At 56.2% G+C, this 11,484-nt stretch carries 10 protein-coding genes; 4 read left to right on the top strand and 6 right to left on the bottom strand.

What is annotated here, in order from left to right:
• Positions 1-157 precede the first annotated feature (157 nt).
• A complete protein-coding gene (gene chaA / locus QQF33_RS00005; protein ID WP_282494519.1) occupies positions 158-1,258 on the bottom strand; it encodes a sodium-potassium/proton antiporter ChaA in 1,101 nt (366 codons plus the stop codon).
• 270 nt (positions 1,259-1,528) lie between these two features.
• Here chaA and chaB point away from each other — a divergent pair, with 270 nt between their 5' ends.
• Together chaB and QQF33_RS00015 are read left to right on the top strand one after the other, a co-directional pair.
• A complete protein-coding gene (chaB, locus tag QQF33_RS00010; protein WP_285148949.1) occupies positions 1,529-1,759 on the top strand; it encodes a putative cation transport regulator ChaB in 231 nt (76 codons plus the stop codon).
• Between the two features lie 178 nt (positions 1,760-1,937).
• The gene (locus tag QQF33_RS00015) at positions 1,938-2,633 is read left to right on the top strand and encodes a gamma-glutamylcyclotransferase (protein ID WP_285149024.1); all 696 of its coding nucleotides are present in this window, start codon (positions 1,938-1,940) and stop codon (positions 2,631-2,633) included.
• Between the two features lie 51 nt (positions 2,634-2,684).
• On the opposite strand, the gene QQF33_RS00020 is transcribed toward QQF33_RS00015, so the two are convergent.
• The 3 genes from QQF33_RS00020 to QQF33_RS00030 form a co-directional block, all read right to left on the bottom strand.
• Positions 2,685-2,927 carry a DUF1883 domain-containing protein gene (locus QQF33_RS00020; protein ID WP_100779919.1) on the bottom strand — a complete coding sequence of 81 codons (243 nt, stop codon included), beginning with the start codon at positions 2,925-2,927 and terminating at the stop codon, positions 2,685-2,687.
• Positions 2,928-3,139: 212 nt separating this feature from the next.
• Positions 3,140-4,924 carry a methyl-accepting chemotaxis protein gene (locus QQF33_RS00025; protein WP_285148948.1) on the bottom strand — a complete coding sequence of 595 codons (1,785 nt, stop codon included), beginning with the start codon at positions 4,922-4,924 and terminating at the stop codon, positions 3,140-3,142.
• A 107-nt stretch (positions 4,925-5,031) separates the two neighbouring features.
• Positions 5,032-5,385 (bottom strand): DsrE/DsrF/TusD sulfur relay family protein, encoded by a 354-nt coding sequence (locus QQF33_RS00030; RefSeq protein ID WP_282494516.1) that lies wholly within the window; start codon positions 5,383-5,385, stop codon positions 5,032-5,034.
• Between the two features lie 183 nt (positions 5,386-5,568).
• Between QQF33_RS00030 and QQF33_RS00035 the strand changes: the two genes are divergently transcribed.
• Positions 5,569-6,975, top strand: a complete 1,407-nt coding sequence (locus tag QQF33_RS00035; protein WP_285157167.1) for a YchO/YchP family invasin — start codon at positions 5,569-5,571, stop codon at positions 6,973-6,975.
• A 2-nt stretch (positions 6,976-6,977) separates the two neighbouring features.
• Here QQF33_RS00035 and narL read toward each other — a convergent pair whose 3' ends face one another.
• Positions 6,978-7,628, bottom strand: coding sequence for a two-component system response regulator NarL (gene narL, locus QQF33_RS00040; RefSeq protein WP_282494514.1), 651 nt, complete (start codon positions 7,626-7,628; stop codon positions 6,978-6,980).
• Positions 7,621-9,417, bottom strand: a complete 1,797-nt coding sequence (gene narX / locus QQF33_RS00045) for a nitrate/nitrite two-component system sensor histidine kinase NarX (protein ID WP_285148946.1) — start codon at positions 9,415-9,417, stop codon at positions 7,621-7,623. The genes narL and narX overlap by 8 nt, the downstream gene beginning before the upstream one ends.
• 322 nt (positions 9,418-9,739) lie before the next feature.
• Here narX and QQF33_RS00050 point away from each other — a divergent pair, with 322 nt between their 5' ends.
• Positions 9,740-11,137: a NarK family nitrate/nitrite MFS transporter gene (locus tag QQF33_RS00050; protein ID WP_285146331.1), complete on the top strand. Its 1,398-nt coding sequence runs from the start codon at positions 9,740-9,742 to the stop codon at positions 11,135-11,137.
• The last annotated feature ends 347 nt before the right edge of the window (positions 11,138-11,484 follow it).

Here is an 11,484-nt window from a genome sequence, read left to right on the forward strand (position 1 = left end):
GGCCATCATCTTTAATGGAATAACGCTTGCGTACTACGACCGAAAAACCGAGAGTGTGGTCCGGATAGACTAGAAAGTGTTACCTATGTTCCCGGTCTGATCTGTCACCTATGTATCCGGTCATACAGCAGCGCCACCCGGCAAAACAAACCAGGGGTCAGGCAAATATCGTCATCAGATACGCGATAAATAACGCCAGATGCGCCGAGCCATTCAGCACGTTGGTGCGTCCGGTTGAGAACGAAATCTGACACAGCAGCAGCGACGCGACCATCACAATCATCTCTGGCGCACCCAGCGCAAAGTGCAGGTCATTCCCGGTCATAAAGGCGATCAGCGTCACGACCGGAACGGTCAATGATATCGTCGCCAGAACCGAACCGAAGAACAGGTTCATCGCGCGCTGCACCTGGTTATTCAGCACCGCTTTCAGCGCCCCTAAGCCTTCCGGAGAGAGGATCAGCAACGCTACCAGGAAGCCGGTGAAGGCCACAGGTGCGTTCAGCTCTGTCAGCAAGGTCTCCAGCGGATTGGCGTTCATCTTGGTGACGGCGATAACCGCAATCAGATGCACGATCAGCCAAACCGTGTGCCACATGCTGCTGTGCGCCGACGGCTTGCCGTGGTGCGGGTCATCGTCATCGCCGTCGTCTTCATGCTCGTACACGAACAGGCTCTGGTGCGTTTTGGTCTGAATCAGCAGGAACACGCCATACATCGCGGCGGAAATCAGGGCAACCAGCAGCGCCTGACCGGTGGTGAAGTTGGCGCCCGGCAGTGCCATAGGGAAGACAAGCACAATAATTGCCAGCGGAAAGAGGGCGATCAGATACTGTTTAATACCAAACAGGTTCATATATTGGGTGGCGAATTTGCCCCCGCCCAATAACAGCGAGAAGCCCACCAGACCGCCGGTGACAATCATGATGATCGAGTACAGCGTATCGCGCATCAGCGTCGGTGCCGCGTCGCCGGTCGCCATCAGTGCGGAAATCAGGCTGACTTCGAGAATAACAACGGAAAGACTTAAAATCAGAGAGCCATAGGGTTCACCCAGGCGGTGAGCCAGAACATCGGCGTGGCGTACGACGCTAAATGCGCTGGATAAAATACCAATAAGAGCAAGAATGTTAATTCCAACGACCACTGGCAGTGACTGACTACTTCCCCAGAAGAGCAGCACAGCCAGTGCCACAAGCGGGAAAATAAGCGACGTCTCCTTGTGGCGGGTCTTAACCGCCTCATGCGTTGTTGTCATGTGATACTCCGTCAATGCAGGTGTTTGTAATTATAGAATGAAAATGCAGGCCATTAAACTAACAGAAAACAGATAATTTCCAGTGATGTTTTACTTAATTTTACGTCACGGTGGCGATTTTTCTCAAAGTGCCTGTAAAAGCGTTTTTAATCTAAATACATACTAAATAACAGTAGATTAAGTTAATTCATTTCACACAATTGTCATTTTGACTGGCGGTGATAACTCTCGTCGACCACACTTACCTTTTTGGCTAAAAAGAGGTGAGTGATGCCCTACAAATCAAAAAGCGACCTGCCTGACAGCGTCCAGCACGTTCTGCCATCACATGCGCAGGAGATCTACAAAGAAGCGTTTAACAGCGCCTGGGAACAATATAAGGATAAAGAGGATCGTCGCGATGACGCCAGCCGCGAAGAGACGGCCCATCGCGTCGCCTGGGCGGCGGTAAAACATGATTATGAAAAAGGAGAGGACGATAAATGGCATAAAAAGAAATAGTCGCCTTATGATTAGCCGCCTCTGTTTTGACTTTTCCGGCTGTTGAACTTTCGTTGTATTGCAACTGGCCTGTGAATTGCTTATCGTTTGTTGACTGCTGTCAAAATGAGCAGAAAACGAAAATGCCGGGAAGGCGAACAAGATGTCGCAAGGAAGCATGCAGTGGCGGAGGTGGAAAGTGTTAACGCGTGATTTCTTAATGAAGGCAGATTGTAAGACGGCATTTGGTACTATTGAGGAATCGCTTCTCTGGTCGGCTGAACAACGTGCAGCGTCGCTCGCCGCGACAATTGCCTGTCGTCCGGATGAAGGCCCGGTATGGATATTTGGTTATGGTTCGCTGATGTGGAATCCCGCGCTGGAGTATGTGGAATCCGCAACGGGTACGCTCCCTGGCTGGCATCGCGCATTCTGTTTGCGCCTGACCGCCGGACGCGGCAGCGCCTGTCAGCCTGGCCGAATGCTTGCACTGAAAGAGGGCGGGCGCACCACTGGTGTTGCTTATCGTCTACCGGACGAGACCCTCGAAGAAGAGCTCTCGCTGCTGTGGAAGCGCGAGATGATTACCGGCTGCTATATGCCGAGCTGGTGCAAGCTGGAACTCGACGACGGTCGCACCGTTAATGCGCTGGTGTTTATCATGGACCCGCGCCATCCCCTGTATGAATCTGACACCCGAACGCAGGTCATCGCTCCGCTGATTGCCGCGGCCAGCGGGCCGCTGGGGACTAACGCTCAGTATCTGTTCTCCCTCGATCAGGAGCTGTCGCGTTTAGGAATGCAGGATGATTGCCTGAATGAGCTGGTGGCCCGAGTGAAAGCATTAATTGAAGGGGATTCCCGCGAAGCGTCTTTACGTCCGGGTTTTGCCTGATAAAAAAAGCCGGGTGGCGGCTGCGCCTTACCCGGCCTACAAAAGCGGATTTCAGGCCGCAACGTAGCTGACCGAATGCTCCAGCGACTGGCTGTGGCTATCGATCAACACATCCCAGGTGCCGGTGTAAGGCACGGTTAACCACGCATTGTCTTTATTCTGCACGCTGAGAATATCCGCCTGCGACGACTTCTGCGCTTTCGCGCTCATCAGATGAATATGGCAGCGCTCAGAGCAGCGCACGACGACCGTATCCCCGCCAAACAGTTTCAAACTTGTTTTTACCAGTGCCATTTTTTACCCCGTTGTCCCGAAAAACGCGCTCCCTGCGGTTAATCCTGAGCGTGATGTTGTTCACAATTCACTCATGGCATAACACCAAAGGGGAAGGGTGGGGATGCTGATTTTGATCAAAAAATGGCATAACGTTTAAACAAAAATGACAAAATGCCTGAAAGGGTTCAGCTGGCGCGTATTTGACCAGGCCAATACGCGCCACACTAAAATTATATGCGGAAATGACCTGCGGTTTCAGCAAGGTCGCCCGCCTGGCTCTGCAGGGCGCTCGCCGCGGCGGCGGATTCCACCACCAGTTCGGCGTTCTGCTGCACCATCCGGTCGAGATGGGTCACGGCGTGGTTTATCTCGTGGATGCCTTTCATCTGCTCGCTGGTGGCGATGGTGATTTCACGCATAATTCCCGACACGCTGCCGATGGTCGAGCGGATCTCGTCCATGCTTTCCCCGGCCAGATGCACGTAGCGCGAACCGGTCGCCACGCTGTGGGCGGTCGAGTCGATCAGCGTTTTGATCTCTTTCGCCGCCTGCGCGCTGCGGCTCGCCAGACTACGCACTTCCCCGGCCACCACCGCAAATCCGCGACCCTGTTCGCCCGCACGGGCCGCTTCCACCGCCGCGTTCAGCGCCAGGATGTTGGTCTGGAAGGCAATCCCGTCGATCACGCTGGTGATATCACCGATTTTGGCCGAGGCCACTTCGATAGACTGCATGGTGGTGATGGCCTGAGAGACCACTTCGCCGCCGCGCGAGGCCGCCGCTGAGGCTTTGCTCGCCTGGTCGTTGGCTTCCGCCGCCGATTCGGTGGACTGGGTGACGGATGCGGTTATCTGCTCCACCGCGCTGGCGGTTTCGCGCAGGCTGGAGGCCGCCTGCTCGGTACGGCCCGACAGATCCTGGTTGCCTGCGGCAATTTCGCGTGCCGCATTTTTCACCGAAGAGCTCGCGTCGCGCAGCTGCACCATTACCGTGGAGAGTTTGTCGCTGAAGGCGTTAAAGGCCTGGGCGATTTCCGCCACTTCGTCCTGGCCGTTGTCCGGCAGACGCTGGGAAAGGTCGTTGGTGCCGTTGGCAATCGCGTGCATCGCGTCGCGGATATTTGACAGGCGTTTCAGCAGACGGGCGATCACGAAGTGGACAATCGCGCCGCTGAGCAGAACCAGGATCACCAGCGACAGGGCGGAGGCTTTCAGCAGGGCGCGCATCCCGGAGGTGGCATCGTTACTGTCGAGGGCCACAACCAACAGCCAGTGCGTTCCCGCCACCGGTGTGGCGATGAAGGTTTTTTCCAGACCGCCCAGCGTGCCGTCGATTTCCTGGCCCTGTTTCAGAGCATTGATATCGACGCCGCCGATCGCCTCATTGAAGGGTTTCAGGGTCAGGGCCGGATCGTTGGCGGCGATTACCGTCCCGTCGCTGTCGATCAGCAAACCGCTGCTGGCAGGCGTCGGATGAATGCCGCGCACGTTTGCCACCACGCTGTCCATCGCCACATCCCCGGCCACGACCGCTTTCAGCGTGCCGTTCTCTTTTACCGGCACGGCGAAGGTCACCACCAGTTTACCGGTGCCTGCATCGACATAGGGCGCGGTAACGACCGGCGCATCGGCGCTGACCACCTGCTGATACCACGGACGTACGGTCGGATCGTAATCCGCCGGAACGCCTGCCGGATCGGAGAATTTCGCCGTTTTGCTGGCATACCCGACGTAGACGTTAGTGAAACCACCCGCCTGCGCCAGCTGTTTAAACACCGGAACCGGGTCGTCATTCAGCGCCACGGACTGCGCGGAGCTGATCACGGTCAGCTTGCTGTTGACCCAGTCGGCGATGGCGAGGTTATGGCTGGCGCTGGTGCTGGCAAGAATATCGCGCTGCGACTGCTGGTTATCCTTGCGTGTGACCTGGAAATTAATGACGGTATTAAGAAGAAGAGCGACGACCAGACAGCCTGTCGTCGCGGCGATGATACGGGCACGAATTGACTTTAACATTCACTGTGTACCTGCTGAGTTGACTTAAGTAGCCTATCGGCAACCCGGCGAGGAACTTGATGGTGCAACCGCGTCCATAAGTAAAAAATATGTAAGCGAGTTTATTATTAAAAAGTTAATACTTTATCGGCGGACAGGGTCCACTGCGCCAGTTCCACCAGAGTACCGATCTCCACGCCCTCAATCAGCGGCAGGGCGGTGATACCGCGCCCGTCGGTGCAGGTTTTACACAGTTTCACCGGGACGTTCTGAGCGGTGAGGATCTCCAGCATCTGCTGAATGTTATAGCCCTCGGCGGGTTTTTGCCCTTTCAGCCCGGCAGTGACGGCATCCGACATCAAAAAGAGACGCAGATCCAGCTCGCCCTCCTGATCGCGCAGGGCAATGGCCAGGCGCAGGCTGTTAAACAGGGATTCACTTCCGTAGGCCGCACCGTTCGCGACAATCACAATTTTTTGCATGTTCACTCCTGTAAATAGCAAGGCACGGATAATGCCGGTGGCCTATGCTACCGCGCTCCCGGGGGAAAAGACAAAGCGGCTTCGGGTTATTCCTGAAATTGCCCTTAAGGCTGCAAAAACTTCCAGAACGCGTTAAGGTTAGCACTGTAATTACCTGCGATCTGGATCACAGTTACGACATTCATGATGGCTTCACCACACATTCGCTCGCTGCTTTTCCTCCTCCTTATCCCGGCCGGAGCCGTTTTGGCTGCCTCGGGTGCTTTTGAACAGCAGGCTAAAAACCCTTTTGATAACAATGGCGATGGTCTGCCGGATCTCGGCTTAGCCAAACCGACAGGCGAAAGCGAAAAGCATCTGGCGGAGATGGCGAAAGCCTTCGGTGAAGCGAGCATGACCGATAATGGCCTGACGACCGGGGAGCAGGCGCGTCAGTTTGCCTTTGGCAAGGTGCGCGATGCCGTCAGTGGGGAAGTGAATCAGCAGATCGAGTCCTGGCTGTCGCCCTGGGGTAACGCCAGCGTCGATCTGCTGGTGGACGACAACGGTAAATTTAACGGCAGCAGCGGGCGGTGGTTTATCCCCTGGCAGGACAACAACCGCTATCTGAGCTGGAGCCAGGTGGGTCTGACGCAGCAAAGCGACGGACTGGTGAGTAACGCAGGCGTCGGTCAACGCTGGGTCGCCGGGAAATGGCTGCTGGGCTACAACACCTTCTACGACAACCTGCTGGATGAGAATCTACAGCGGGCCGGGCTGGGCGCCGAAGCCTGGGGCGAGAACCTGCGCCTGTCGGCTAACTACTATCAGCCGTTCGCCAACTGGCGCGAGAGCTCCGACGTGCAGGAGCAGCGGATGGCGCGCGGGTACGATGTCACCGCCAAAGCCTGGCTGCCGTACTTCCATCATCTCAATACCAGCGTCAGCTTTGAGCAGTATTTCGGTGAGAACGTCGATCTGTTCCATAGCGGCACGGGGTATCGTAACCCGATGGCGGTCAATCTTGGGCTGGACTATACGCCGGTGCCGCTCCTGACCTTCTCGGCGGCGCATAAGCAGGGCGAGAGCGGCGTCAGCCAGAATAACCTCGGCATGAAACTCAACTACCGCTTCGGCGTCCCGCTGAAAAAACAGCTCTCGGCGGATGAAGTCGCGGCCACCCGTTCCCTGCGCGGGAGTCGCTATGACTCGCCGGACCGCACCAGTCTGCCGGTGATGGAGTTTCGCCAGCGTAAGACGCTGTCAGTTTATCTCGCTACGCCGCCGTGGGATTTGCATCCGGGTGACACGGTCAATCTGAAACTGCAGATCCGCAGTACTCACGGAATACGCGCGCTGCACTGGCAGGGCGATACGCAGGCGTTAAGTCTGACGTCGCCGCCGCGGGCGAACAGCAGTGATGGCTGGAGTGTGATCCTCCCGGCCTGGGATGCAAACGAAGGGGCGACGAACCGCTGGCGTCTGTCGGTGGTGGTCGAAGATGAAGACGGGCAGCGTGTCTCTTCCAATGAGATCACGCTCTCTCTGTCGCCACCGCTGATGGCAGTGCCGGATGACGATCCAAGATGGAAACTGCTGCCGGACGAGTGAAACTAGAAAATGCGCTCCTGATGGACCCACACAGCCGCTTCGACGCGGGATTTGAGCTTCATTTTCTTGAGCATATGTTTGACGTGAACTTTGACCGTGCTTTCGGTGATATCCAGACGGCGGGCGATCATTTTGTTCGGCAGACCCTGGGCAATCAGCTTCAGGATGTCGCGCTCGCGCGGAGTCAACTGAGTCACATCGCGATCTGACGTGGCGCGGTTGGCGCGCAGACTGGCGGCGAGTACCGGCGTTAAGGCTTCGCTCAGGACCATTTCACCGGCGGCGGCCTGTTGCAGGGCTTTCAGCAGATCTTCCGGTTCCATATCTTTGAGCAAATACCCGTCTGCGCCGCGTTTCAGGGCGGTCACCACGTCTTCTTCATGGTTAGACACGCTAAACACCACGATGCGCCCGGAGAGGGATTTCTCGCGCAGCTTATCCAGAGTTTCCAGGCCGTTCATGCCCGGCATATTGAGATCGAGCAGGATCAAATCAGGATCGAGTGACTCGGCAAGTTCAATACCCTGTTCGCCGTTGCTGGCCTCGCCGACAACGGTAATGTCTGCCGCCATGCTGACAAGTTGTCTTACGCCGGTGCGCAGCATCGGATGATCGTCGATTAACAGGATGGTTGCCGGTTCCTGATTAGTCATGGTTTTCTCCTTGAGAAGTGATGAGAGGCTTTTCGGGGATAAAGGTCACTACGACTTCAGTGCCGCCAGACTCTCCCCGGCGAACCTGGCAATCCCCACGCAGACTTTGCGCGCGGTCTCGCATAATAATTAAACCATAGTGGTTGGTACGTTCAGCGTTTTCCGGCACGCCGCAGCCGTTATCCTGGACCGTGAGACGCACCTGATTATCGTGATGCGTCACGCCCACCGTGACTGCCGTTGCGTCGGCGTGCTTGAGCGCATTGCTCAGGGCTTCGCGGGCAATTTGCAGCAGGTGAATCGCCTGATGGGAGGGGACAAAACGCGGCGGGAGCTGGTAGTCCAGCTTCACCGGGAACCCCAGTCGGGCGCTAAATTCGTGGCAGCTTGATTCTAATGCCGGGCGTAAACCCGGCTCGGTGAGCTGCAGGCGGAAGGTGGTCAGCAGTTCGCGCAGCTGCACCCAGGAGGTGTTGAGCTCGTTGCGGATCTGACTCAACAGCTGTTTGCTGGTGGCGGGCAGGGCGTCGTCCTGCATCTGCAGACAGCTAACCTGCATTTTGATACAGGAGAGCGACTGGGCGATCGAGTCATGCAGTTCGCGGGCGATGGTGGCGCGCTCTTCCATAACGATCAGCTGCTGCTGTTTTTCCTGATGGCGGTCCAGCGCCAGGGTCGCGGTGAGCTGCTCCACCAGGGTGTCGACCAACTGCTGCTGATCGTGGCTCAGGTGGCGACCGGTCGGCAGGGTTGCCAGCAAAATCCCGTACTGGGTGTGGCTGTCCGTGAGACGCCATTTCAGGGTTGTACCGCTGCTGGCGAGTGTGGGCAGCCCGCGCGGACACAGGTGACAGCCTTTATCGTCGCAGGTCATGTCGGACTGGCAGGTGAACTCCTGATGGTTCTCTTCGTCTTCGACGTCGTAGACGCGCAGTTCAATATCGTGCAGCAGGGTCAGATTTTGCAGGCCGTTCAGCACCGGCGACAGGCGTTCGCAGAGCGGAACCTGAGAGTGCAGACGGCGGTTGGCCTGCCATAAGAAGGAGAGAATTTCGTTCTTTTGCTCAAGACCGGCGGTTTTTTCCTGTACCCGTTTTTCCAGTACCGCGTAGCTTTCGGCCAGCTCGCCGGACATATCATTCAGAGCCTGGCCGAGCATTGCCATTTCGTTGCGGCCGCTGATGTGCGCCCGCTGGGTAAAATCACGCTGAGTGACGGCGCGGGCCACGGCCAGCAGCTGCTTCCAGGGATGCAGCAGGCGCGCGCGCAGCCAGACGATGGTGAACACCAGCAGCAGGGCCATAAACACTGCCATTGCGCCGTGGACCATCACCACGCGCTCAATGCGCATTTCGGTGGAGGAGTCGAAAGAGGAGACCAGGGTATCAATGCGGGCGACAAAACTGGCGACATCACCGGCAACGGTGTCGGGGCTGTGCGCCTGCTGCAGGCCCGGTTTAAGCTGACTGTGCCAGTAGCCCTGCAGGGCGTTAAGCTGTTGGGTTTGTCCATCGCGCTGGGCAGCAATTTCCAGTTCGGGGCTGAATGCGGTACGCTCCATCTCATCCAGCAAGGCCTGGTCTTTCGACGTCAACGGAACGGCAGCCAGCAGGCGATAACTCTGCATACGCAGGGAACCTGCCTCGTTAATGGCATGAGCGCTACCCTGTACGCCCTGCACCAGCCAGCCAGAGATCGCCATACCGGTCACACCAATGGCGGTGGACAGCAACACGATGAGGGCCAACTGATTAACCAGCGTCAGCGGAGAGAAGAGTCGTTTTAACATGGGCTTGCCGGGCTCCTGATTTTGCCTGCCTCCAGGAATGGCGCTATTTTCCTGCATACCCTGGAGTATACCCATACCAACAAAGGATTACTCCTAAATTGCCGCGGGAGTAATGGGCAGGGGGAGGCGAGAAGTGCAAAACGTCAGCCCCGTTAAAAAACCACACCTTTTTTGCCGAATTTTACCTAAAGCATCTACTCACTTAGGGTCATGGCGTTTTTTTGAGCGTCAAACCGTCAACTTTTCCTTTGATTTATATCAACTTACCGCTCGCTTAAAACCCTAATGTTTGCAGCATCAATATTGATAATCAGAGGTGTCTATGAGTCACTCATCCGCCCCGGAAAGGGCAACCGGTGCTGTTATAACAGAATGGCATCCGGAAGATCCTGAGTTCTGGAAACAGCGTGGCCAGCGTGTTGCAAGTCGTAATCTGTGGATTTCTGTTCCGTGTTTGTTGTTAGCATTCTGCGTGTGGATGCTGTTTAGTGCTGTGGCGGTTAACCTGCCGAAAGTCGGCTTTACCTTTACTACCGATCAGCTGTTTATGCTGACTGCGCTTCCGGCACTTTCCGGCGCGCTGCTGCGTGTTCCTTACGCCTTTATGGTTCCGCTGTTTGGCGGTCGTCGCTGGACGGCATTCAGCACCGGCATCATGATCATCCCATGCGTCTGGCTGGGCTTTGCGGTGCAGGACACCTCAACGCCGTTCAGCGTGTTCGTGATTATTGCACTGCTGTGCGGCTTTGCCGGGGCAAACTTTGCTTCCAGCATGGCGAACATCAGCTTCTTCTTCCCGAAAGCCAAACAGGGCGGCGCGCTGGGTATCAACGGCGGCTTGGGCAATATGGGCGTGAGCGTGATGCAGTTGATCGCGCCGCTGGCGATCTCCATGTCTATCTTCGCCGTCTTCGGCGGAACGGGCGTGGAACAGGCGGACGGTTCTAAACTGTTCCTCGAAAACGCCTCCTGGATCTGGGTACCGTTCCTGGTGGTATTCACCCTGGCAGCCTGGTTCTTCATGAACGATCTGTCGGCGTCTAAAGCCTCCCTGAGCGAGCAGCTGCCGGTTCTGAAACGCGCGCACCTGTGGATCATGGCCCTGCTGTATCTGGCAACTTTCGGCTCGTTTATCGGCTTCTCCGCCGGTTTCGCGATGCTGTCGAAAACCCAGTTCCCGGACGTGCAGATCCTGCATTTTGCTTTCTTCGGTCCGTTTATCGGCGCCCTGGCACGCTCTACCGGCGGGATGATTTCCGACCGTCTGGGCGGAACCCGCGTGACGCTGGTGAACTTTGTGCTGATGGCGTTCTTCTGCGCACTGCTGTTCCTGACCCTGCCGACCAACGGTGTGGGCGGTAACTTCACCGCGTTCTTCGCCGTGTTCATGGGCCTGTTCCTGACGGCCGGTCTGGGTAGTGCTTCTACCTTCCAGATGATCTCGGTGATCTTCCGTAAGCTGACCACCGATCGTGTGAAAGCGCAGGGCGGCAGCGAAGAGCAGGCGATGCGTGAAGCGGCGACAGATACCGCGGCAGCGCTGGGCTTTATCTCTGCCATCGGTGCTATCGGCGGCTTCTTTATTCCGAAATCTTTTGGTATCTCCCTCGAGCTGACCGGCTCTCCGGCGGGTGCCATGAAAGTATTCCTCGTCTTCTATATCGCCTGCGTGTTTATCACCTGGCTGGTATACGGCCGTAATACTAAGAAAAACAAGTAAGTTTGATTATCCGTTCGCGCGGCCACTGTGCCGCGCATTTTTTTATCTCGCAATTAGTTACAACATACTTATTACTGGCTCAGGATGTGCCCGCGGGTAACGCTGTGATCGCCATCGCTTTGCAGCAGCTTCTACCCCTTAATACCTAAGATGTTAAAAACAGCCGCCCCCTATCTGGGATAACTATAAAATACATATAAAAAACAGATAGTTAAAAAATAATTTTTTCTACCGCTTTGGTGGTATTTGCTCTAATACCCCACGCAACAGAGCCCGCCCGCCTTGATCGTTATCAATTCCGACCATCTTTCATAGCGTTACCTTCGCTGCAAATCAGCAATGTCGAT

This window comes from Lelliottia wanjuensis, from assembly GCF_030238365.1.
GTDB lineage: Bacteria > Pseudomonadota > Gammaproteobacteria > Enterobacterales > Enterobacteriaceae > Enterobacter > Enterobacter wanjuensis.

What these genes read in the sequence shown, in the direction of transcription:
- QQF33_RS00050 (WP_285146331.1), top strand. Translation starts at nt 9,740, where the DNA reads ATGAGTCACTCATCCGCCCCGGAAAGGGCAACCGGTGCTGTTATAACA.
- QQF33_RS00020 (WP_100779919.1), bottom strand. Translation starts at nt 2,927, where the DNA reads ATGGCACTGGTAAAAACAAGTTTGAAACTGTTTGGCGGGGATACGGTC.
- QQF33_RS00035 (WP_285157167.1), top strand. Translation starts at nt 5,569, where the DNA reads ATGATGGCTTCACCACACATTCGCTCGCTGCTTTTCCTCCTCCTTATC.
- QQF33_RS00030 (WP_282494516.1), bottom strand. Translation starts at nt 5,385, where the DNA reads ATGCAAAAAATTGTGATTGTCGCGAACGGTGCGGCCTACGGAAGTGAA.
- chaB (WP_285148949.1), top strand. Translation starts at nt 1,529, where the DNA reads ATGCCCTACAAATCAAAAAGCGACCTGCCTGACAGCGTCCAGCACGTT.
- chaA (WP_282494519.1), bottom strand. Translation starts at nt 1,258, where the DNA reads ATGACAACAACGCATGAGGCGGTTAAGACCCGCCACAAGGAGACGTCG.
- QQF33_RS00025 (WP_285148948.1), bottom strand. Translation starts at nt 4,924, where the DNA reads ATGTTAAAGTCAATTCGTGCCCGTATCATCGCCGCGACGACAGGCTGT.
- narL (WP_282494514.1), bottom strand. Translation starts at nt 7,628, where the DNA reads ATGACTAATCAGGAACCGGCAACCATCCTGTTAATCGACGATCATCCG.
- narX (WP_285148946.1), bottom strand. Translation starts at nt 9,417, where the DNA reads ATGTTAAAACGACTCTTCTCTCCGCTGACGCTGGTTAATCAGTTGGCC.